This is a genomic window from Acinetobacter higginsii (genome assembly GCF_000369525.1).
GTDB lineage: Bacteria > Pseudomonadota > Gammaproteobacteria > Pseudomonadales > Moraxellaceae > Acinetobacter > Acinetobacter higginsii.
This window is the reverse complement of sequence record NZ_KB850072.1, coordinates 1572376-1594230: the sequence shown is the minus strand read 5'-3', so window position 1 is coordinate 1594230 and position 21855 is coordinate 1572376. Positions and strand designations below refer to the sequence as shown.

Below are 21855 nucleotides of genomic sequence, written 5' to 3'. Positions count from 1 at the left end.
AACATACATAGTGGCCAGAATTTTCCAGCATGTAAACTATGTCTAAATAATGCATTAAGTTTTTTGATAGAATTCTACAAGGATAATAAGATGTCAAAAAAAGAAGATATTATTGCAACGGCTCTAGACCTTTTTAACCGTCATAACTACAGCTCTGTGGGTGTGGATCGAATTATTAGTGAGTCGGGTGTTGCTAAGATGACGTTCTACAAATACTTTCCTTCCAAAGAGAACTTGATCGAAGAGTGCTTGTCTCGAAGGAATAAAAGTATTCAGGCGGCCATTGAACATGAAATTAGCTTAATCGAAGCAGATGATTATTTGGGGAAAATCAAGGCAGTCTATTTTTGGCATTTATCTTGGTTCAATTCCGATGATTTTCATGGTTGTATGTTTCAAAAAGCTTCTTTAGAAATTCTACAACAATATCCCTCTATTATTGGGCCAATTGTCGAATATCGAGAGTGGTTAATGGTTCTGGTTGAAGATTTATTTGAAAAGGCTAAAGTATTTCAACCTCATGTGCTCACAGCCATGTATATCAATATTTTAGACGGTATGACAGCTTATGCAAAAGTGAATAAGGATCATGCCCAAATCGAAGAGTGTTGGTATTATATTGAGCGTTTGATTCATTTAGAGGCGGCTTAATTAATTATTTTGTTTAGTTTTTTTTAATGACGGTTTTATGAAAATTAATATAAATAAAAAATTAAGCTTAATTTAACTCATGTTTAAAAAAGAAAAACCGAGGTTAATACCTCGGTTTTTCTAGATTATTGATTGAAATTTATTTTTCAACAAATGCACGTTCGATGACATAATCACCCATCACGCCCATGCGTGGTGATTCAACTAAACCATGTTCATCAAGCAGTGCTGCAACATCTTTAAGGAAGGCAGGGCTACCACACAACATGGCACGGTCAGTTTCACGGTTAAAACGTGGTAAACCTATTTTTTCAAATAGTTCGCCAGATTCAATTGCAGTCGTTACACGACCTTGAGTATGGAACGGTTCACGTGTCACCGTTGGGTAATATACCAATTTGTCTTTAATCCCTAATTCTTCAAAGAACTCGTGGTTTGGTAGTTCATTTAAGATTAGATCTTGGTAAGCAAGTTCGGATACATAACGTGTACCGTGAACCATAATTACTTTTTCAAACTTTTCGTAAGTTTCAGGATCACGAAGCAGGGAAAGGAATGGAGCAAGGCCAGTACCAGAAGATAAAAGGTATAAATTTTTACCTGGTAATAAATCGTCGTGTACTAAAGTGCCTGTAGGCTTTTTAGAAATCAGGATCTCGTCGCCCACTTGTACTTTTTGTAAGATAGAAGTTAATGGACCGTCTTGTACTTTAATAGAGAAGAATTCGAGTTCTTCTTCATAATTCGCACTCGCGATCGAATAAGCACGCATTAAAGGCTTACCATTCACTTCAAGGCCGATCATCACAAACTGACCATTTTTAAAACGTAAGCTGGTGTCGCGTGTAGTTTTAAAACTGAAAAGCGTGTCATTCCAGTGGTGAACATGAGTAATGCGTTCAACGTTAAAAGCAGCCATTAAAGGTCTCGATCACAGTTAAAAGAAACAGATGGCTATTCTAATCTAAAATCATTCTCGATAAACTGAATATATTTAATTGTGTTTATAAGAAAAAGTGATGAGCAACTCAGTAGTCATGCCGATCATTGGCCATATGCATTCGCCTTATCGTGAGAAGTTTGGTATTCCGCGACAGCCAAATCTCGTACAAGTCGAGTCCTATATAGAGATGGCGGAGCCTTATAACGATATTCTGGCTTTTGAAGGGATCGAAGATTTTAGTCATTTGTGGCTGTTATGGCAGTTCCATGAAAACAAAAATCAAGATAACTCTTTGAATCAAATGTCTAAATTTCGTCCACAAGTGCGGCCGCCACGACTCGGTGGTAATCAAAAAATAGGTGTTTTTGCCACGCGTAGTATGTATCGTCCATCCCCAATGGGCTTGTCTGTGGTACGTTTTTTACGTGTTGAAAAGCAGGCTAAGTCAGTTCGCCTGTATGTTATGGGCAGTGATCTACTGCATGGTACACCGATCTTAGACATCAAACCGTATATCCAATATTCGGATGCGATTGCAGATTCACAGAGTGGTTATGCGCAAGAAGAGCCAATCCGTAAAACAGTGCTTTGGACGGAAACTGCACAGTCACAACAGCAACAGTTATTAAAGCAGAGGATTTTGGATAAAAAGATATTCGATGAACTGGAACAAGTGTTATCTTTAGATCCAAGACCTGCGTATCAAGATGATGCTGAGCGGGTATATGGCATGTGTTTTTCAGAATTGAATATTCGTTTTACAGTGGATGATCGGAGTGTCACAGTTGTAGCTGTAGAGCAAAGCTAAAAAACTTTAAAAAAATAATTGAGTCATACATTTGGGGAACTGACGGTGATACAAGCGCAGGCAAAATTTGCAAACTTTTCGTTTACGATTGATGTAACGTGGTGCTTAGAGCAACTACTGAAAGATGGTCGTATTACTGAACGGGATAAGTTACTCATCCAAACCACACATCGTCAGAAGGATCAGCTGAAATGGCATCCTTTGCAGTGGATTGCCAATTTTAATTTAAAAGATCAACTCAATGTCGGTTCCACGCTAGCGATGAATCGCTTGTGTCAGTGGTTGGCTGAAAAAGCAGATATTCCTTTATTTGTGATTGACCCACTCAAAGCAGATGTAGCTGCTTTAACCAGTGTCATGTCACAAGAATTTGCGGCCAGAAACCATATTCTGGCGGTGGAAGTACACGCAGATCGGATTTTGATTGGAACCGATCAACCCTTTACCACCGAATGGCTCAATAACTTGGAACGAAGCTTAGCGCCAAAGAAAATTGAGAAAGTGTTGCTCAATCCCGAGCAACTGCAACGTTATCTCGTTGAATACTATCAAGTCAGCCGAGCGGTTAGTTCATCGCAGAATGCCAGTATTTATGATCGGGAAAATAAAGGTGTTGAGGCTTTATTGCAGTTAGGCGATACCCAAAACCCTGATGCCAATGATCAGCACATTGTGAAGTTGGTGGATTGGGTGCTGCAATTCGCCTTCGAGCAAGGCGCCAGTGATATTCATTTGGAGCCAAGGAAAGATAAAGGTAAGGTACGTTTCCGTATAGATGGTGTGTTACATACCATCTATAACATGCCTGCCAATACACTCACTGCAGTGATTTCGCGCATTAAAATCTTGGGTCGTATGAATGTGGCTGAGAAGCGAAAACCGCAAGATGGGCGCTTAAAAACGCGTACACCGAAAGGGCAAGAAACAGAATTGCGTCTTTCTACTTTGCCGACCGCCTTTGGCGAAAAATTGGTGATGCGTATCTTTGACCCAGAAGTGTTGGTACGTAGTTTTCAACAATTGGGCTTTGAAGGGCATTTATTGCAGAGCTGGCAGCAACTCACTCAGCACAGTCACGGCATTATCTTGGTGACAGGCCCAACAGGTTCAGGTAAAACCACCACACTGTATTCATCGTTAAAACAACTGGCAACCGAACAGGTCAATGTTTGTACCATTGAAGATCCGATTGAAATGCTGGAACCAAGTTTTAACCAAATGCAGGTCAATCCAAACATTGAATTAGGCTTTGCAGATGGGGTTCGTGCCTTAATGCGTCAAGACCCTGACATTATCATGGTCGGTGAGATTCGTGATCACGATACTGCAAATATGGCGATACAAGCGGCATTAACAGGGCATTTGGTGCTTTCTACTTTACATACCAACGATGCGCCGTCGAGTTTGACGCGTTTACATGATCTTGGAATCCAACCGTTCCTTACCGCAGCAACAATTTTAGGGGTATTAGCACAACGTTTGGTGCGTCGTCTTTGTCCGCATTGCAAACAGCAAACCGCCATCAATGAGCAAGAATGGGAACATCTCACTTTTGACTATATGATGGATATGCCGACTACAATGTATAAGGCTGTAGGATGCGAGGTGTGTCGTCAGACCGGTTATAAAGGCCGCGTTGGCATTTATGAATTCATGCCAGTGAGTTTGGAGTCAAAGTCGTTGATCAGTGCAAATTGCACACTCAATGATTTAAGAGCACAGGCCAAAAAAGAAGGGATTGAGCCCTTGCGTATTGCAGGGGCACGTAAAGTCCTTGAAGGGGTAACCACTTTGGAAGAAGTTTTACGCGTGGTGCCTCTGAGTTAAACAGAAAATTTGAATCTTCAGATTCACCTCATCTTCATTTGTTTTAATGCCTACATCGAAATGATGAACCACAATGAGGGTATCAAGATGAACGTTTTTTCTAAAGTTGCAGTGATTGCTGGTTTGGTTGGTGTGACAACTTTTGCAGTTGCAAATACAAATGCAGTAAATCAACAAGCACTGGCACCAACTCAAATCACTACCGTTAAACAAGCATTGACGATGAAAGATGATACGCCAGTGCAATTAAAAGGCTATGTGGTGAAAGCAACAGGTGATGAGAAATATCAGTTTAGTGATCAAACAGGCAGCATCACGGTTGATATTGATGATGACTTATGGATGGGCAAACCGATCTCAGCAAAAACACCAGTAACCCTTATTGGTGAAATTGACATCGACTATAAACCAGCCAAACGTGTTGAAGTTGATGTCAATGAAGTGAAGTTCTAAGCCGTAATTTATAGTAAAAAACCACATGATTGATCATGTGGTTTTTTTGCTTGTTGTGCTGTTTAAAGGCATGATTAATCGTAGTCGTTTGATGGATGTAGGGTTCTATGCGAATTTTATTGGCTGAGGATGATGCTTCGCAGGCAGAAAGTATTAAAGACTGGCTAGAAATGGATGGTTATAGCGTCGATTGGGTTGAACGAGGCGATCATGCAATTTTGGCGGTCGAACAGCATGAATACGATTGCATTTTACTCGATCGTGGCTTGCCGCAAGCTTCTGGGGATGACATTTTGAAATGTATTCGTCGTCAAAACTCGAAAACGCCTGTCATTTTTATTACCGCTAAAGATCATATTCACGACCGAGTTGAAGGCTTGGATCTTGGTGCTAATGATTATCTGGTTAAGCCATTTAATCTGGAAGAATTATCTGCCCGGGTTCGTTCACAGTTACGTCAGCATCAAGCTCAAGCCGGGCAGTATCTCAGTTTCTTGGATTTACAACTGGACCCGCAGGCGAAAACACTTACCAAAGCAGGACAGACCATTAACCTGACTGCAAAAGAGTTCCAAATTTTACATAAGTTGATGCAAAAGCCCGATCATATTCTGACACGTGAGCAACTGGAAGAGTCTTTATATGCTTGGGGGGATGAAATCGAAAGTAATGCAATTGAAGTGTTTATTTATCAAATTCGTAAAAAAATTGGTGGCCAATATATTAAAACCATTCGTGGTTTAGGCTATCGCATGCATCAGGAATAACAGCATGAAAGTGGTGTCTTTACAAAGCAAACTGGTTAAAACCTCTTTAATCAGCTCCGTCGTTGCAGGATGTGTGGCACTGCTTTTATTCGCGATCATTTCTGCTTACCAAACCATGCAAGTACAAGACGAAATCATGGATGAGATTTCAGATATGCTGCTTATCGCGGATTTAACTACCCCCTCTGGGCAGCAAATTGATGAGCTCAGTGATCAGTTTGATATTCAATATCGCTTAAGCAATCAACAGCAAGTACTCACCCAGTCAGAAGACTTTCAACTCGACCAACAGTATTACAGCTTGATTGATGCAGCACATGGCGACTACGGTTTGATTTGGCAGAAAGGTCAGTTATGGCGAAGTTATGCGGGTGAAGATGAAAATTCGCATATGCAAGTGTTGATATTGCAACCTTTGGAAGAACGTTTCCAAGATTTGCTGCATAACTTTGTGGGATATGCGCTGGTCTTAATGTTGGTGTGGTTAATGCAGTGGATCATGCTGCATTTTCTGATCAAGCGCCAATTTAACGTAATTCATCAATTATCAAAGCAAATCTCGGCCAAGAATGCGGATGATCTTAGTCCTGTTCAAGCGGGTGAGGTGGAGTTAAAAGAACTACAACCGATGTTGGGTCAGCTTAATCGCTTATTACAGCGCTTAGACCAGTCCCTACAGTCTGAACAACGTTTTACCGCTGATGCCTCGCATGAGTTACGTTCTCCTTTGTCTGCGATTCAGATGCGTTTGCAGTTATTGCAGCGTAAATATCCAGAACGCGCAGTTGACTTTAGCCAAATGCAGCAGGATGTGAGTCGAGGTATTCAAATTTTAGAGAATTTATTGTTATTGGCACGTTTAGACCCAGAGCACACGGATAATTTGCCCAAGACTTATCTTTCGATGCAGGAGAGTGTTGAAGAGGCAATACAGGCACTTCACTTATTTGCCAAGGAAAAGCATATTCAATTGCATTGGCAGGCTGCAGCAGATCTGCAGGGGCAGATTCTTGCCAATCCGCAGTTGATCTTTACCTGTGTTCGAAACCTTGTGGACAATGCCATTCGATACACGCCAGAATATGGACAAGTCTATATCTCTTTACAGCAACAGCAGCAATATTTGGCTTTGATTGTAGAAAATGAAGGCCAAGGGATGGATACAGAAAATTTAGCACGTTTGGGTGAACGTTTTTATCGGGCTTTGGGAAGCAAAACACAAGGCTCTGGTTTGGGTTTATCGATTTGCAGCAAAATTGTCGAGTTACATCAAGGTAAAATTCAGTTTGAACAGTCCCAATATGGTGGTTTGAAGGTCAGCATCCTACTTAAACATTAAGTTGGGTTGGGGGTAAGATCAAACGCATTAAAAAAGCAGTATGCGCTGACATACTGCTATTCCCACGTTTCTTGTTATTGTCCGATTATTATTATATTACTTCGTTAAAATCAGGCGATTATTACGGGTTAAACGTAAGCGATATTCCTCACCAGCATGCATGATGCGGATTTCGCGACCTAAGGCAAAAAGGTTGTTTGAATGCAGCATTGGCAATGATTGAGCTGCATCGGTACTACGAGTAAATAGGCTGAATGGTGCGTTCATTTGTTATGCTCCGTGGTGTGTTTTTTAATGCTTTAAATGATAATCATTATCGAATAGACCTGTCAACGGAAATTTTAAGAATTTACAAAATCATCTATTAATTTTATTTTTTGACATGGGAATGCCGCGTGGAATTCCTTAGAATGAATCTGAAAAGCTGAGAGATTTTAAACGGTTATGACAAAGGCTACAGTTGATGTTGCGATCGCAATTTTATTACACAAAACTAAAGTTTTAGTGGGTTGGCGACAAGCAAACCAACATCAGGGTAACAAACATGAATTTCCTGGCGGAAAAGTCGAACCAGGGGAAAGCCCTGAGCAGGCTTGTCGTCGAGAAATTTATGAAGAAGTTGGCATTGGTTTAAAAGAGTGGCATGCTTTTGATGTGATCCGACATGAATATGAAGACATCATTGTCAATTTACACTTATTCCATGCTTATGTACCTGATGAGTTACTTAATCTTATTCATCAACCATGGGCTTGGTATAACCGTGATCAATTGATTGATCTCAATTTCCCGAAAGCAAATGCCGCAATTCTGCAACGTTTGAGTTGGCCACATCTGATTAAGATTAGTGATCAAATCGACGCTTTGCCTCAACAACAGGTGCTATTGTATTGGCGTATACAAACGGATGATATTCAGCAAATTGAGCAACAGCTTGACGCTTTGAAGGATGATCAATTGAGAAAACTCATTATCAATCTTGATCTGTGGCAAAAATTGAATGTAGAGCTGCAAAACAAGATACAGACCATTCATTTAAAGCAATCGCAGCTGATGAGTTTAAGCAAAGGTGGTTTGATTGTAGGGAAGCGCTTTATTGCTGCTTGTCACGATGCTGTGTCCTTACAACACGCTCAGCAGATTGGGTGTGATGCCGTGCTTTTGAGTCCTGTACATGCCACAGAGACGCATCCAGAAACGAAAGTATTGGGGTGGGATCGTTTTCAGGAATTGGCACAGAATAGTGATATTCCTGTATTTGCTTTAGGTGGGCTTGCACCGGCAGATTTAGAACAAGCCCAAAAACATCATGCTTATGGGCTTGCTGGAATTCGACAGTTTAGTTCAATTGATTAAGCTTAAAGTGTCTGAATGGTTCTACGTGCTTCTTGGGCCTTAATGGTATGACCGCGTGCTTCGCTCGCTTTCAGGATGATAAACCAAAGCTGTTTCTTCATAGCGTTGCTTTGCGCATAACTTAAGCCACGACGTGCCAATGCTTCGGCATTGGCATATTCTTTGCGCTGATCCGCGATCATTGCCAAATACAAATAAGTTTCTGTGGCTTGTGGCGCAATACGTTGTGCTTGTAAGGCATAACGCTCAGCTTCTGCGAGTTGCTGTTGCTTATAAGCCACTTGTGTTTTCTGCATTAAAGTCTTAAATGCAGGCAACTGGCTACCATCATTAAACTTCTGCTGAACCTTTTGTTGCGGAACAACAACGGGAACACTTTGACGTTTAATTTCTTTCTGTTCATAAGGTGTAATTTTTACACCAGAAGAAGGTTGGGTGACCTTCTTCTTTTGCGAGCTACTCGTTGGTGGCTGATTTGCAGGTTTGGTAGTTTTCTCTGGTGCAGTTGTACAACCTGCGAGTAGCAGCACACCAAGTAGAACCGTGGTTTTATTCATCATGTCCAATCATCCTTGTAAACTTAATTGTCACTGTTACCGTTATAGCTGCCGCTAGAAATAACGCGTGTTGGAGTGTGATTGGATAAATCTGTATCCATTTGAGTTTCACTTTCACGAATATAGTTGCTTATACCGTCATTATGATCATCTGTAGGTGTTGCATCGTTCGGAATATAAGTTGGTTCTACTTCGTAGTGAGATTGACCGCATAAGGTTGCACGACGTGGTACGGTCTGACGCAGTAATGGAATATACATCGCACCATCACAGCCTTGAGCAGATAAATCACCGCTGGCACTATCAATCCATTGCCATTGAACATTATCGGTTTGGCGCAGATTGACAGGTTCTTGACGGAGCTGTTTCATCACATTGATCCACACAGGCAATGCACCTGATGAACCGGTTAAGCCAGTGACTTTATTATCATCCAGACCTAACCAGACAACTGCAACATGATTGCCAGAATAACCTGCGAACCATGAGTCTCTGGTGTCATTTGTAGTTCCAGATTTACCTGCTAAATTGAGTGATTCTGGTAGGCTGTTATATGCAGAACGACCCGTACCAGAACGCATCACTTGCTGTAAACCATAGTTAATAATGTATGCAGCTGCTGGGTCGATGGTTTGTTGTACATTCAAACCATAACGTTCCAGTAAATGGCCTTTGGCATCGACTACGGTACGAATTGAACGTGGTGGGTATTTAAAGCCACCTGTCGCAAAATTACCGTAAATGCTCAATACTTCCATTGGTGACATATTTACAGCACCAAGGTAAATCGAAGGGTAGGCAGGGATATCAGAACTTACCCCGAACTGTTTGAGCTTATTGCTGAATGCAGATAAACCAAATTCATTGGCTAAGCGAACAGTAGAAAGGTTGTATGAATTTGCTAATGCTTGTTGCATTGGCACAACACCATGTTCACCACCACTATAGTTCTTCGGTGTCCAGCTCTTGTCACCATCAATCGGAATATTGACTGCACTGTCTTCAATTGGGCTTGCCCATGTATAACGCCCAGATTCGATTGCATTTAAATAAATAATTGGTTTGAGTAATGAACCCACTTGACGTTTAGCATCTAAGGCACGGTTAAAGCCTGTAAAGTCTTGAGTGGAACCCACAGCCGCAACCAGTTCACCATTTTCAGGATGAGCAACCAGAACCGCACCTTGCAAGTTTTTCAAACGGGCAGGGTTGGCTTTGGCTAAACGATCGACAGTGCTCTTAAATGCATTTTGGACTTGGGTCTGTGCAATTGGATCAAGTGTGGTAAAGATTCTTAAGCCTTGATTGGTAATATCACTTTCTTGGTATTCAGTACGAAGTTGACGACGCACAATATCCAAGAAATCTGGGAATTTTGCAGGACCTAAAGTTGGTTTACTCACCACGTTTAATGGACGTGCAATTTCATCTTGGTATTCAGCTTCTGTTAAATAGCCCATCACTTTCATGTTGTTTAACACAACATCACGGCGCTTTTTCGCAGATTCAGGATTACGCCAAGGATTATATAAAGAAGGGCCTTGAACCAGACCAACCAAGTAGGCTTGCTGTGAGATATTCAGCTCACGTAGAGGTAAGCCAAAATAAAACTGTGATGCTAGACCATAGCCATTAATCGAATAGCTACCATTTTGGCCTAAATTCACTTCATTTAAATAGGCTTCAAGAATCTCATCTTTGCTGTAATGTAATTCAATCAATATAGCCATCAATGCTTCATTGACTTTACGTTTCAGCGTTTTCTCTGGTGATAGATAGAAATTCTTGACCAACTGCTGCGTTAAAGTTGAACCACCTTGACGGCGACCACCTGTGGCATTACTGACCAAGGCACGTGCTGTACCACGGATCGAAATACCATGATGATGATAGAAATTACGATCTTCTGTTGAAATTAGTGCTTCAATCAGAGTTTTTGGCACTTTATTTAGTTTGATTAGAACGCGGTCTTCATTGTGCTGTGGATAGATTCCACCAATCAATAAAGGCTCTAAACGAGCGACACCTGTACTCGAAGGTTTGGTTGAACGGATTTCACTCACCTGACCATCAGCGAAAGCAAGTTCTAGCACTTGCTCAGGTTCATTACTATCGCCATAGTCAAAACCGCGGGTATGTACATACATCTGGTTGCCTTGTACTACATAGCTACCAGACTTGTCATAATTCGCTGTGTTTTTGTAACCCAGTAATTTTAACTCTTGGGTAAAATTCTCTTGAGTAATCGGTGCACTAGAATAGATTTCTAATGGGCGAGCAAACACCTTGGCAGGGATGTCCCAACGCTGACCTTCAAACTTGTCACGAATAATATTATCCAAGCGGATCAGATAGATACTAAAAGCAACAAAGACACCTATCACTAACATTGAGAAAATGAGTGCTAGAAAACCAATACCACGTTCAAACTTCATAGATTTGCGTTAAAACCAAAACAATGTCGGTAATGATGCGATAGCTTATTGTCATTTTGCAATCATAAAACTGTGAATAAATAGCAACATGCAATAAAAACTTTAAGAATGCGTTGACATTAAACGTATAAAAAAACAACGGATAGACATTTTTATACTTTTTAATCAATCATCAACGCAACATTGGTTGTTAATGATATGATAGTCAGTAATCGCGACGGAGCTGAATTATTCGTGCAAATTTCACATAAATCCTTTCGAAATATTGGTCTAATTGGACGACCAGACAAGTATTCTGTAGTAGAAACGTTATGTTTAATTCATGATCATTTGATCACTTTAGGTTTAAACCCCGTTTTTGATCAGGAAACAGCCAAACTGGTGCCTTATAGTTATGGGCAGACAGTGAGCCGAAATTTACTTGGGGAAGTGGTTGATTTAGTTGTAGTTGTAGGGGGTGATGGTTCACTTTTACATGCTGCACGTGCATTGGTTCGACATAATACGCCTGTAATTGGAATTAACCGCGGTCGACTGGGCTTTTTAACAGATATTAAGCCAGCAGAAGCGATATTTAAACTTGATCAGGTGCTACAAGGTCAATTTCAGCTAGATCGCCGTTTCTTGTTGGAAATGGAAGTTCGTACCAATGGTGAAACGATTTATGATGCAATTGCATTGAATGATGTGGTTTTACACTCTGGGAAATCGGTTCATATGATCGATTTTGAACTGAATATTGATGGACAATATGTCTATCGTCAGCACAGTGATGGCTTGATTGTTTCAACGCCAACGGGTTCAACTGCATATTCATTGTCAGGTGGTGGGCCAATCTTGCATCCGAGTATGGATGCGATCGCCTTAGTGCCGATGCATCCACATACGTTGTCGTCACGACCGATCGTGGTGGGTGGTCACAGTGAAGTTAAAATTACCATTCGTGAAAACCGTGTTTTGCCGATGGTCAGTGCCGATGGTCAACATAGTGTTGCATTAAATGTCGGTGACACGGTGCATATTCGCAAACATCCGTTTAAACTAAGCTTATTACATCCACCAGGTTATGATTTCTATATGGCATGTCGTACCAAATTGGGGTGGAATCAAGATTTTGAATCTTTTCAACAGGATGACTCATGAATATTGAACAAATGCTCGCTATTTTAAATCCTGAAATTGTTGAGCGCCTTCGTACTGCTGTTGAAATTGGCAAATGGCCAAATGGGATTGCATTAACCAAAGAACAGCGTGAAATCTGTATGCAAGCAGTGTATGCATGGGAAATGGAACATTTACCAAAAGAACAGCGTAGCGGTTATATCGATCGTGGTACTAAAGAAGACGGTGAGGAGTGTGATGATGATCATCACAAACATGAGCCCGAATTTAAACCGATTCGTTTTGTTTAAAATGAATTGAAATATTTAAAATGCTCTCAATTTTGAGGGCATTTTTATTACGTGTATGTTCGAAGGTCATTGTTTGAAATGGCCATAATCAAAATAGGTTAATTTAGGTGGTAATAAAAAAAAAGTGACAAAAAATGTCATAAACAGACAATAATGTGTAGACAGAAGCATGTTGCTATCGGTAAAATGCCGTAAATTTAAGCAAAAAATCTATAAAAATGTTGAACAACATCTTTCAAGCCTTAGAGAGTCTTGGCCTTACTGCGCAAAAACGTGCAGTACATATTCAATTTTCCAATCAAAATTTAAATACTTAAGTCTTCCTACAACGTATTGATGGTCAGCATCAACTGAATGATAGATTTAAGGCAGAACTGATCTGTCTGTCGACCAATGCGACCATTCCTCTGAAACAATTTATTGGTAGCCAAGCGGCAATTGATACGGTGACCGATCAAGGTCAACTCACTCGCGTCACAGGGATTATTACTCAAGCCTTACAAGGGCAATCAGACGGTAGCCTGACCGTATATAAGCTAACCTTAGAAGATCCAACTGCACTGTGGAAGCAACGCCGTAACAGCCGCGTGTTTATGAACAAGAGCGTGCGTGATGTGGTGGAAATCATCTTCAAAGAGTGGCAACAAAAAAGTCCCTTATTTGCCTCCAGCTTAACGCTTGATTTAAGCGGATTGAGCCAAGATTACGATGTTCGTCCCTTTATCATGCAATCTTTGGAAAGTGACTACGACTTCCTGACGCGTTTGCTACGGAGCGAATCGATTAACTGGCTCATTGATGAAGCTGAACGAACCGTCGCGCAAAGCAGTGCCGCGATTCAGCCGCAAAAACTACGTCTGATTGACGACAATAGCCAGTACCAAGCCCTAGACAGAAGAACAATTCGTTATCACCGTAGTAGTGCCACCGAACAATACGACAGCATGACCAGTCTGGTCGGGCAACGTTCATTACAACCGAGCAGCGTGCATGTACAACGCTGGCAAGCCGATGCGCTAGAACAAGAAGATGGTGCAGGCAGTGTACAAAGCACCCATAAACACAGTGAACAATATGACAATGCCAGTCTTGGTCTAGAACAGGCATGGCACTTTTCACCGGCATGGATGCAAGATTTAAATGGGGAAGATGGTGCAACCCCATCGGGCAATGCTCAAATTGAAAAACTGAATCGGAACTTGGGTCAATACTACGACTTACAATCCAAACAATTTACAGCCCATAGCACAGTCCGCGATACCCATGTCGGTTACTGGTTTGAACTGGCTGAACATCCTGAAATAGATCAGCATGATGGCAGCGATAAAGAATTCCTGATTACGGGAAAAACTTCTATAACCAAAATAATTTGCCTAAAGATTTACATCAACAGATCAACCAACTATTGGCCCAAAGCAACTGGCAACCGACTCAATCTAATAATGAAGAACGCCAAGCCAACCAGCTGATTCTACAACGCCGCAATATCAAAACCGTTCCTGAATTTAACCCATTACAACACCGTCCAACTGCCTCACCACAACGTGCCAAAGTAGTTGGGCCAAGCGGTGAAGAAATCTATGTCGATGAATGGGGACGAATTAAAGTTCGTTTTCTATTCACCCGTAATGACGACCATAGCCACGATGGTGGTGCAGGTGCTAATGACAACGACACCGATTCAGCGTGGGTCGATGTACTCACGCCTTGGGCAGGTGAAGGCTATGGTGCACGATTCTTGCCACGTATTGATGAAATCGTGGTGATCGACTTCTTTGATGGCAATATTGACCGTCCGTTTGTGGTGGGAAGAATTCATGAAGGCCATCGTAGCCCAACCAAGTTTGATAATGCGGGCAAGCTGCTGCCAGATACCAAGAAACTGGCAGGAATCAAATCGAAAGAATATCAGGGTGAAGGTTTTAACCAACTGCGCTTTGATGACACCACAGGTCAGATCAGTGCCCAGCTCCAGAGCAGCCATGCAGCTAGCCAACTCAACCTCGGCAAACTCAGCCACCCTAAAGCAACAGCTGAAAGTGAAGATCGAGGCGAAGGTTTTGAGCTGCGCACCGACCAATGGGGTGCAGTCCGTGCTGGCGAAGGTCTTCTCTTATCCACACATAAACAGGATCAGGCGCAAGGCGAACATCTGGATGCACAAGTTGCTAAACAGCAGTTGGAAGGTAATCAAAACAATGCCAAGGCACTGAGCGAAGTTGCTAAGAATCAGCAGACTGATGACATTGAGTCAATTGAACAGCTAAAAGCATTTTTTGAATTGCTGGAGTCTAATATTGCCAAATTTAACAAGGCTGTCCTATTACTCAATTCTCCTGAAGGTATTGGTCTAAGTAGCAATGAAGATATTCATTTATCGGCAGATGGGCAGATTAATCAGTTTGCGGGCGACAGTATTAATCTCAGCACACAAAAAAACCTGATTACACATGCTCAAAACCGAATCAGTCTGTTTGCAGCGCAAGGTGGGATCAAGCAGGTTGCTGCAAAAGGGAAGTTTGAAGCTCATGCCCAGTCGGATGGCATGGATTTACTTGCCAAGCAGGGTATTCAGATTATCTCGACCGAAGACCGTATTGAGATTACCAGCTCGAAAGAGATTGTGATTACTGCGGGTGGCTCTCAGATCAAGCTGAATGGTTCAGGTATTTTTCCAACCACAGGTGGTAAGTTTGAGGTGAAGGCGGGGCAGCATTTGTTTATGGGTGGAAGTAAGCTAGCTATACCAAAATATTCACTACCTAAAATTGGTGAAAAAATCAATATAGCTTAAAATACCAAATGCTGGATGATGGTGGTAATCCTTTGATAAATAAAAAATATATTGCTTTTTTGGATTCTGGGAAAACGGCTGAAGGTATAACTGATTTCAATGGTTTTACCAATGAAATAAGAACCATACAAAAAGAAGATGTATCAATTCATGTTTTCTTGGATAAGGAGTTAGATGTTGAGCAATAATATAAAAGAGTATCTTCCATATGTGAAGTTAAAAACTGAAGTGGATATTACTAAATTAAGCTATACTTTATCTATATTTGATACTGTAAATCAAAAATATAAAAACTCTGATTATAATGTTAAGTATCTTTTTAAAAAATCTGGTTCTAATTTTAGGACTGCAATGATAACTTTGAAAAATAATCGTTCAAGAGTTGAAGTTTTGAAAGATTATGTTTTAATTTTTAATCTTTATAGGTCAGATAATGGTGGAAATTGGAACCATGTAATAAAAAATTATTACGTAAATAATATGGTTGAAGAGTTTGAAAAAAGTATTGTAGGAAATGTTAAGTTAGATATTGTTAAATATTCTGAAAAAAATGATGCAACTAAGGTTGTACAGCCCAAAAATCCAAATACTGTTGTAGTTAATATTTCTACAACCCCAATATTTGTTTCAGTGGAGCATCCGCCAGGTTCTAAAAAAGACCCTTTTACAAAAGAGGCAGTAGAAGCAAGTCTATTTAGCCGTTTAAAAGAACCTTATCCTGATCAAAGATTTACTTATTTATGTGGTCCGGCTGCTTTTTTTTATTGTGTATTAAATAGTAATAAAGAAATTTATAAAAAAATTGTTAAGGCTTTATGGGAAAAAGGAGAAGTTTTAATTGGAAGGTTAAATATAAAACCTGATCTAAATGGTGCACGCCTTGTTCATAATTTTTATGATGATAAAGAGGTTGCAAGAATATCTGCCGTTGACTGGATTACAATGGGAAGTTTAAGAGATAGCTCTAATTCGGTTACAAAGTACAATCAAGCAGAAGCAGTTGGGTGGATAGCAGATAAGCTAAATGGTTTAACAGCATTTACAATGCCAGATGAAATAAAAAATTGGTTTTCTTCGATAGGATATAGTGTTCCTTTATACCAAAGTTTTATTCGCCAAAAGGTTCCAAGAAATGTTAATTGGCTTGATGTCTTGAGAAGTCTTTCATCTTATCCATCACAAGATTATTATTACGTTTTGTTAACTGTTGGAGCGATAACACAAGGTGGTTCAGATCTACCTTCTGTAGCAATAGGCCCTTCACATTATATCGTAATTAATTCAGATTTAAAGACAGACTCAGGGGTTGTTAATAAACTTACCTCTGATGATACTATCGTTAATGCTACATGTTTTAACTGGGGTAAGCAGGATAGAATTAAATCTGTTAGCTTAAAAACTTTGAGTCGTTTTATTTGGGCCGTTATTGTTGTAAAAAGAGAGTTAAAATAGATGAAAAAATTTGTGGCACTAACATTTTTATTTTTATTAGGTTGTTCTAATGTAAACAATGATGTGTTTTTGACAAAAGAAATTCCAGTAGCAAAAGTTGGAAGTCCTTATTTTGCAGAAATAAAAATGAAGGAATATCGTGTTATTGAGGATACTTTTCTTGTACAGTCAAATATCGATCAAAAGAGTGGTCTGATCGTTTCATCAGACCAAGGTGAAAAAGAGTTTGCCCCTCATGCTTTAACAATAATTAAAGGTACACCCAAAAGATCTGGGGTTTATAAGATAAATATTTCTGGCACTGTTAGGGATGGGCTGGAAGATTTTAATAAGGATTTTGTTCTAAAAGTTGAGGATTAGAAGAACTATGTATAAGAATGATGTGATGATTGAATCGATTGGTAAGTAGATGATGAAGGAAGGTGTTTTTTACGTCCTCATTTTTATTAATATTTTGGTTGGTTTTAGTAAAGGGTATAAAATAGAGCCTAACGAGTTGCCTAATGCTAGAGTAGGGGAACTATATCAGCAGAGTTTAATAATTACAGGGGGTAAAGTTGTGGATAAATATTTTCATCTAAAAACAAACCTTCCAAATGATATTGGTGTTGTGATTGAGCCTAGCAATGAGCTAGATGGGTATAATAATATCAATATAAAAGGTACTCCGAAATACTCTGGAAAATATTCAATTGAAATTTCTACAGGTTTTTATGGAAAAGGTGATGATGAGTTAAGTGAAACTTATGATTTTATAATAAGTGAATAAACTCTAATTTTATCAATTTTTATATTTAGCAAATAACCCAAGGTTATATAAATAATCTCGGGTTATTTTTTGATTAGAAATGACTCTTCCACAATTCTTTCGCTTTTTCCATTGCATCATCATAGTTATTGACTACACCCATGGTATACAACGCGATTCCCATCGTTTCGACGATTGCCAATTCGCCATATTCATGCGTATGTTCGCCCAACCAAACCGCTTTAAACACAGCTAAATCAAGCTCTTCTTCAATTGGGCTACGATCAGGTGTTAACTTTGGCAATTCATGTTCGTACAACTCACCATTTTGAATCCCACAAATTAACGTTTTGGCATCAGGATTACGTTCAAACTCACCCCCTTCACCTTTAATCACAGCACTGTTTTGATAACCCAAGCGGAACGCTGTCTGTTGATGTGAAGTTCGATAAGCAGGGTGGAAGATCGCTTGTAAGGTCGCTTTGGCATTAAATGGATTAATCAAACGTGCCAAGGTGTGAATCGGAGAACGTAGGCCCATCACATTTCTTAGTGAGATCAATTCACTTAAAATTGGTGAGATGGCTTCAAGAGGAAGATAAGCAAAATTGTGCTGTTTCAGTTGCTCACGGACATCTTGTTCATTTTGACAAATTGAATAGCCCAAGAACTGTAAAACTTGTTCGGTATAGACACGGTTAATGGTATGACCCGATGCGCCATGCATCACAATCTTGTAACCATGATGCGCTAAAGTCAGCGCTGCCAATAAGAACCACGGATAGTGCTTACGTTTGCCTGCATAAGAGGACCAGTCAAGATCGACCTCAAGTGGCTGAAAACTGAGTTGATCACGCGTGGCTTGGACAAAACCCGCCAATTCATCGACAGATTCTTCTTTAACACGGAGTAACATTAAGAATGCACCCAACTGCACATCCAAGACTTCATCTTTTAAAATCATGCTAAAGGCTTGATAGGCTTCTTCATAACTGAGCGAACGGGAACCAGTTTTGCCCTTACCTAAAATACGAACATACTGAGCAAATGGATGTTCTGCGGTTTTATAGATATTACGTTTTGTGTTCATGGTCGTATTGAAGATTGTTACAAAGAATAAAATGAATATGACATAAAACTGGGCGGCGTAGCATAAAAAAACCAACAAGCTGTTTAATCGATAAGCAACTGTGATCTAAAGATCGGCGATGCAAACAAAATTATTGACCGAATCAGTCTAGTGATTTGATGTAAACGGGACATGACAACCTATCTAAAAGTTATTAGCATGACTGCGAACGAATTTTTAAGAACAATGAAAGCGAAAGGAAATAATGATGTTAGCTTACGATTCAGATTTGGAACTCTTCCGCGATAACTTTAAACGCTTTATGAGCGAGCAGATTGCACCGCATTATGAGCAATGGGAACGTGAAGGGATCATGCCGCGTTCTGTATGGAACGAATTGGGCGAAAATGGATTCTTGTGTGTTGATGTCCCAGAAGAATATGGCGGTTATGGTGTGCCAACCCATTATTCATTGATGTTGGTTGAAGAGTCTGCACGTGCGGGCTACTGTGCATTATCAACCGCGATTTCATGTCACTCTGAAATTGCGGCGCCGTATATCCAGCACATTGCAACAGAAGAACAAAAACAGTACTGGTTGCCAAAAATGGTATCGGGTGAAGTGGTCGGTGCTATTGGCATGACAGAACCAGGTGCTGGCTCAGATTTACAGGCGATGCGTACCAGTGCCATTTTGCAAGATGATCACTATGTGTTAAATGGCTCGAAAACCTTTATTTCAAACGGTCAACATGCTGATTTGGTGGTACTTGCCGTGAAAACTGATCCCCAAGCGCGTGCCAAAGGTGTGTCACTGATGTTGGTGGATACGCATCTGGAAGGCTTTAAAAAGGGCACTAACCTCGACAAAATTGGTTTGCATTCACAAGACACCTCAGAATTATTCTTTGATAATGTCAAAGTACCGAAAGATCAATTGTTGGGTCAAGCAGGGCAAGGTTTTGCTTACTTGATGCAAGAGCTTCCGCGTGAACGTACCGCGATTGCTTCAACTGCATTGGGTGCAATCCGTGGTGCAATTGATTTAGCAACAGCATATGTAAAAGAACGGCAAGCCTTTGGTCAGGCAATTTCACAATTCCAAAATACACGTTTTGTATTGGCGCAAGCAAAGATTGATGAGTTGGCAACAGCCGCTTTCTATAATCAAAACGTGGCTTTATATAATGAAGGTAAACTGGATGTAGAAACGGCCGCAGCCTTGAAGAGCTTTAGTACTGATATGCAAATGAAAGTGGCTGATAACTTGCTGCAATTATTTGGTGGCTACGGCTATATGACTGAATATCCAATTTCACGCTTCTTTGTTGATGCGCGCATTCAGCGTATTTATGGCGGAACCAACGAAATCATGAAAGAAATCGTGGCGCGTGGCATTATCGGTAAAGCTTAATTCGCATTTATCTAGTCAAACAGCCTGCTTTTGAGCAGGCTGTTTTGTTTTGACTATTTGCTTGGTCTTTGGATGATGGGATAGTTCTGTTGTTTAGGTAATTGCTGTAAGGCTTGATTGATCTTGCGTAGAAACTCATCGGCTTCATCTTGCCGAAAAATATCTTCCGTATATTCACTGCGTTGTTGAAAGCGGCCACAGCCTCGTATTTGCATATTAGATGGATTAAATGACCAGTCATTGGTGTTTTTTAGGTAAATACTTAAATCACTTTCACAACTTTTCCATAAATTTAGAAATGCATTCGATTGTTCTGATTTAAATCCTATTGCAGGATAGACGCTAAAGCCCTTCATTTCGGGATTTGAAAATTGAAAAAACTTATCAATGGGCATACCTCCCCAAAGGATTGCAGTATTTTCAGGCAAGGCGATGCCTGTTAGGTTTTGTTCTTCTAAAGCATGAGTTTGCTGATGGGTCTGTCTAAAGTGTTGTGATTGATAGGTCAATTTGGTTTGAGGGGGTACAGGAATTCCCCGAGCCTGACTGTTCATCGGGGTGATAAAGTAAGGTGATCGATCGGTGCCATTGCAACCTGCAATCATGGGGCAACCGCTACATGCGCTTAAACCGATATTGATCAAGCTCAATAAACCTAAGCCGAAAATCTTATTCATTGTATTTACTGTTGTTATGACATCTTCTTGCAGTATAACCAATCTATTCTATAGAAAAGTTCAAATTTAAGCGGAACAAATAGCCCGCTTAAATTTAGCTATGTTTATTCAGGACTTTATGGTGTTGGTTCATCAAATAGATTTGAACAACTTTGTGGCTGACAACCTGCCAACATAATCGCTTTCGGTAAGCTGGTATACATATTAGTCAAATGCTGTTCAGCAGGATGTCGATAATTCCAGAACAAGAAATGCTTTGAACGTTGCTGATTAAAGTTTTGATAGAAGTTGTTTTGCTTCTGCAAGGATTCAGCGTCTGGTGTTGGACTTCGACCATGTTCATGTGTACCCACTGTGGTCATCAGCATGATATCTTGAGTTTTATTTTGATTCTTTAACCAATCTGCCTGCCGATTGAGCAACGCATAATTATCAAACCACAGTGAAGGGCTGGCCGCAATATAACGTTGGAACATTTGTGGTTGGCTAAAGAAAGTATGTAAAACAAACAGTCCGCCAAAGGAGTGGCCAAATAAACTCTGTTGCTGTGAATTGACTTTAATTTTGGTTTGAATTGCAGGTTTTAGCTCTTTTTCTATAAACTGAAGAAATTGGTCTGCACCACCATAAGTGTACTTGGCTTGCTTTTGAAACTCAGCCGATGCTTTAGGTGTATAGTCTAAAGCACGCTTTTCTACATCAAAACTGTTTTGCTGTGGGTAGCCGATTGCAACAATAGCGACTGGACTCAAGCCCAAACGATTGGCACCACCACCCACCGACTTAGCAATATTGGCAGCACTATCAAATGCGGCATTGCCATCCAATACATACAGCACAGGAAAACCTTCACTTGGGACTTCACCAGCAGGAACCGAGATCTGAATCAAATAATCATGTTTTGTATATTTGGATGCGATTACAAAGCTTTGTTGAATATTGGTTTGTGATTTAAGAGGCGCTTTATTTGAGCTCAACGTAGTTGGTTGAGCAAAAGCCAATGGTGTTCCTATGAGCAGAGAAAAAGTCAAAATACCAAGTGGTTTAAACATAATTTATTCGCAAGCATTGAAATTTTGCTAGCAATATATAATGAAAATCATTATCAATAAAGTTTGGTAATAAAAAGAGTTAAAACTCAGCGTGTTTAATA

General features: G+C 40.2%; 21 protein-coding genes and 1 pseudogene. 15 read left to right on the top strand and 7 right to left on the bottom strand.

The window, feature by feature from the left end:
• The first annotated feature begins 90 nt into the window (after positions 1 to 90).
• The gene (locus F902_RS13680; RefSeq protein WP_005204301.1) at positions 91 to 651 is read left to right on the top strand and encodes a TetR/AcrR family transcriptional regulator; all 561 of its coding nucleotides are present in this window, start codon (positions 91 to 93) and stop codon (positions 649 to 651) included.
• A gap of 139 nt (positions 652 to 790) precedes the next feature.
• Here F902_RS13680 and F902_RS13675 read toward each other — a convergent pair whose 3' ends face one another.
• A complete protein-coding gene (locus tag F902_RS13675; protein ID WP_004806522.1) occupies positions 791 to 1570 on the bottom strand; it encodes a ferredoxin--NADP reductase in 780 nt (259 codons plus the stop codon).
• A 118-nt stretch (positions 1571 to 1688) separates the two neighbouring features.
• Between F902_RS13675 and tsaA the strand changes: the two genes are divergently transcribed.
• The 5 genes from tsaA (at position 1689) to F902_RS13650 (ending at position 6788) form a co-directional block, all read left to right on the top strand.
• Positions 1689 to 2402 (top strand): tRNA (N6-threonylcarbamoyladenosine(37)-N6)-methyltransferase TrmO, encoded by a 714-nt coding sequence (tsaA, locus tag F902_RS13670; RefSeq protein ID WP_004806525.1) that lies wholly within the window; start codon positions 1689 to 1691, stop codon positions 2400 to 2402.
• A 48-nt stretch (positions 2403 to 2450) separates the two neighbouring features.
• On the top strand, positions 2451 to 4229 hold the full coding sequence (gene tfpB, locus F902_RS13665) for a type IV pilus assembly ATPase TfpB (RefSeq protein ID WP_032811639.1): 1779 nt from the start codon (positions 2451 to 2453) through the stop codon (positions 4227 to 4229).
• Positions 4230 to 4316: 87 nt separating this feature from the next.
• Positions 4317 to 4682: a NirD/YgiW/YdeI family stress tolerance protein gene (locus F902_RS13660; RefSeq protein WP_005204297.1), complete on the top strand. Its 366-nt coding sequence runs from the start codon at positions 4317 to 4319 to the stop codon at positions 4680 to 4682.
• A 107-nt stretch (positions 4683 to 4789) separates the two neighbouring features.
• Positions 4790 to 5449: a response regulator transcription factor gene (locus F902_RS13655; RefSeq protein ID WP_005187850.1), complete on the top strand. Its 660-nt coding sequence runs from the start codon at positions 4790 to 4792 to the stop codon at positions 5447 to 5449.
• A gap of 4 nt (positions 5450 to 5453) precedes the next feature.
• On the top strand, positions 5454 to 6788 hold the full coding sequence (locus F902_RS13650) for a sensor histidine kinase (protein ID WP_005204295.1): 1335 nt from the start codon (positions 5454 to 5456) through the stop codon (positions 6786 to 6788).
• A 96-nt stretch (positions 6789 to 6884) separates the two neighbouring features.
• Here the strand turns inward: F902_RS13650 and hemP are convergent, their stop codons facing one another.
• Positions 6885 to 7055, bottom strand: coding sequence for a hemin uptake protein HemP (gene hemP / locus F902_RS13645; RefSeq protein WP_004653932.1), 171 nt, complete (start codon positions 7053 to 7055; stop codon positions 6885 to 6887).
• Positions 7056 to 7232: 177 nt separating this feature from the next.
• Here hemP and F902_RS13640 point away from each other — a divergent pair, with 177 nt between their 5' ends.
• Positions 7233 to 8144, top strand: coding sequence for an NUDIX domain-containing protein (locus tag F902_RS13640; RefSeq protein WP_005204293.1), 912 nt, complete (start codon positions 7233 to 7235; stop codon positions 8142 to 8144).
• A 2-nt stretch (positions 8145 to 8146) separates the two neighbouring features.
• On the opposite strand, the gene F902_RS13635 is transcribed toward F902_RS13640, so the two are convergent.
• On the bottom strand, positions 8147 to 8704 hold the full coding sequence (locus tag F902_RS13635) for a tetratricopeptide repeat protein (RefSeq protein ID WP_005204291.1): 558 nt from the start codon (positions 8702 to 8704) through the stop codon (positions 8147 to 8149).
• A gap of 20 nt (positions 8705 to 8724) precedes the next feature.
• A complete protein-coding gene (gene mrcB, locus F902_RS13630; protein WP_005204288.1) occupies positions 8725 to 11136 on the bottom strand; it encodes a penicillin-binding protein 1B in 2412 nt (803 codons plus the stop codon).
• Positions 11137 to 11370: 234 nt separating this feature from the next.
• Between mrcB and F902_RS13625 the strand changes: the two genes are divergently transcribed.
• From F902_RS13625 to F902_RS13595, 7 genes and pseudogenes are all read left to right on the top strand, one after another.
• On the top strand, positions 11371 to 12279 hold the full coding sequence (locus F902_RS13625; protein ID WP_032858932.1) for an NAD(+) kinase: 909 nt from the start codon (positions 11371 to 11373) through the stop codon (positions 12277 to 12279).
• Positions 12276 to 12548, top strand: coding sequence for a YeaC family protein (locus F902_RS13620; RefSeq protein WP_005204284.1), 273 nt, complete (start codon positions 12276 to 12278; stop codon positions 12546 to 12548). Before F902_RS13625 ends, F902_RS13620 begins: the two co-directional genes overlap by 4 nt.
• A gap of 218 nt (positions 12549 to 12766) precedes the next feature.
• Positions 12767 to 15279: pseudogene (locus tag F902_RS13615) on the top strand (type VI secretion system Vgr family protein); the annotation flags it as partial.
• A gap of 71 nt (positions 15280 to 15350) precedes the next feature.
• The gene (locus tag F902_RS13610) at positions 15351 to 15530 is read left to right on the top strand and encodes a hypothetical protein (RefSeq protein ID WP_005204281.1); all 180 of its coding nucleotides are present in this window, start codon (positions 15351 to 15353) and stop codon (positions 15528 to 15530) included.
• Complete coding sequence (locus F902_RS13605; RefSeq protein WP_005204279.1) at positions 15517 to 16794, top strand: hypothetical protein; 1278 nt, start codon at positions 15517 to 15519, stop codon at positions 16792 to 16794. Before F902_RS13610 ends, F902_RS13605 begins: the two co-directional genes overlap by 14 nt.
• Positions 16795 to 17154 (top strand): hypothetical protein, encoded by a 360-nt coding sequence (locus F902_RS13600; protein WP_005204278.1) that lies wholly within the window; start codon positions 16795 to 16797, stop codon positions 17152 to 17154.
• A gap of 52 nt (positions 17155 to 17206) precedes the next feature.
• Entirely contained in the window at positions 17207 to 17563 is a 357-nt protein-coding gene (locus F902_RS13595; protein WP_026057466.1) for a hypothetical protein, read from the top strand.
• Between the two features lie 73 nt (positions 17564 to 17636).
• Here the strand turns inward: F902_RS13595 and F902_RS13590 are convergent, their stop codons facing one another.
• Entirely contained in the window at positions 17637 to 18632 is a 996-nt protein-coding gene (locus F902_RS13590) for a glycosyl transferase family protein (protein WP_005204274.1), read from the bottom strand.
• A gap of 247 nt (positions 18633 to 18879) precedes the next feature.
• Between F902_RS13590 and F902_RS13585 the strand changes: the two genes are divergently transcribed.
• On the top strand, positions 18880 to 20025 hold the full coding sequence (locus F902_RS13585) for an acyl-CoA dehydrogenase family protein (protein ID WP_005204270.1): 1146 nt from the start codon (positions 18880 to 18882) through the stop codon (positions 20023 to 20025).
• A gap of 53 nt (positions 20026 to 20078) precedes the next feature.
• Here the strand turns inward: F902_RS13585 and F902_RS13580 are convergent, their stop codons facing one another.
• Positions 20079 to 20702: a hypothetical protein gene (locus F902_RS13580; RefSeq protein ID WP_005204268.1), complete on the bottom strand. Its 624-nt coding sequence runs from the start codon at positions 20700 to 20702 to the stop codon at positions 20079 to 20081.
• A gap of 116 nt (positions 20703 to 20818) precedes the next feature.
• Positions 20819 to 21754 carry an alpha/beta hydrolase gene (locus F902_RS13575; RefSeq protein WP_005204266.1) on the bottom strand — a complete coding sequence of 312 codons (936 nt, stop codon included), beginning with the start codon at positions 21752 to 21754 and terminating at the stop codon, positions 20819 to 20821.
• Positions 21755 to 21855: the final 101 nt, after the last annotated feature.

What these genes read in the sequence shown, in the direction of transcription:
- F902_RS13680 (WP_005204301.1), top strand. Translation starts at nt 91, where the DNA reads ATGTCAAAAAAAGAAGATATTATTGCAACGGCTCTAGACCTTTTTAAC.
- F902_RS13675 (WP_004806522.1), bottom strand. Translation starts at nt 1,570, where the DNA reads ATGGCTGCTTTTAACGTTGAACGCATTACTCATGTTCACCACTGGAAT.
- tsaA (WP_004806525.1), top strand. Translation starts at nt 1,689, where the DNA reads ATGCCGATCATTGGCCATATGCATTCGCCTTATCGTGAGAAGTTTGGT.
- F902_RS13660 (WP_005204297.1), top strand. Translation starts at nt 4,317, where the DNA reads ATGAACGTTTTTTCTAAAGTTGCAGTGATTGCTGGTTTGGTTGGTGTG.
- F902_RS13655 (WP_005187850.1), top strand. Translation starts at nt 4,790, where the DNA reads ATGCGAATTTTATTGGCTGAGGATGATGCTTCGCAGGCAGAAAGTATT.
- F902_RS13650 (WP_005204295.1), top strand. Translation starts at nt 5,454, where the DNA reads ATGAAAGTGGTGTCTTTACAAAGCAAACTGGTTAAAACCTCTTTAATC.
- hemP (WP_004653932.1), bottom strand. Translation starts at nt 7,055, where the DNA reads ATGAACGCACCATTCAGCCTATTTACTCGTAGTACCGATGCAGCTCAA.
- F902_RS13640 (WP_005204293.1), top strand. Translation starts at nt 7,233, where the DNA reads ATGACAAAGGCTACAGTTGATGTTGCGATCGCAATTTTATTACACAAA.
- F902_RS13635 (WP_005204291.1), bottom strand. Translation starts at nt 8,704, where the DNA reads ATGATGAATAAAACCACGGTTCTACTTGGTGTGCTGCTACTCGCAGGT.
- mrcB (WP_005204288.1), bottom strand. Translation starts at nt 11,136, where the DNA reads ATGAAGTTTGAACGTGGTATTGGTTTTCTAGCACTCATTTTCTCAATG.
- F902_RS13620 (WP_005204284.1), top strand. Translation starts at nt 12,276, where the DNA reads ATGAATATTGAACAAATGCTCGCTATTTTAAATCCTGAAATTGTTGAG.
- F902_RS13610 (WP_005204281.1), top strand. Translation starts at nt 15,351, where the DNA reads ATGCTGGATGATGGTGGTAATCCTTTGATAAATAAAAAATATATTGCT.
- F902_RS13605 (WP_005204279.1), top strand. Translation starts at nt 15,517, where the DNA reads ATGTTGAGCAATAATATAAAAGAGTATCTTCCATATGTGAAGTTAAAA.
- F902_RS13600 (WP_005204278.1), top strand. Translation starts at nt 16,795, where the DNA reads ATGAAAAAATTTGTGGCACTAACATTTTTATTTTTATTAGGTTGTTCT.
- F902_RS13595 (WP_026057466.1), top strand. Translation starts at nt 17,207, where the DNA reads ATGAAGGAAGGTGTTTTTTACGTCCTCATTTTTATTAATATTTTGGTT.
- F902_RS13590 (WP_005204274.1), bottom strand. Translation starts at nt 18,632, where the DNA reads ATGAACACAAAACGTAATATCTATAAAACCGCAGAACATCCATTTGCT.
- F902_RS13585 (WP_005204270.1), top strand. Translation starts at nt 18,880, where the DNA reads ATGTTAGCTTACGATTCAGATTTGGAACTCTTCCGCGATAACTTTAAA.
- F902_RS13580 (WP_005204268.1), bottom strand. Translation starts at nt 20,702, where the DNA reads ATGAATAAGATTTTCGGCTTAGGTTTATTGAGCTTGATCAATATCGGT.
- F902_RS13575 (WP_005204266.1), bottom strand. Translation starts at nt 21,754, where the DNA reads ATGTTTAAACCACTTGGTATTTTGACTTTTTCTCTGCTCATAGGAACA.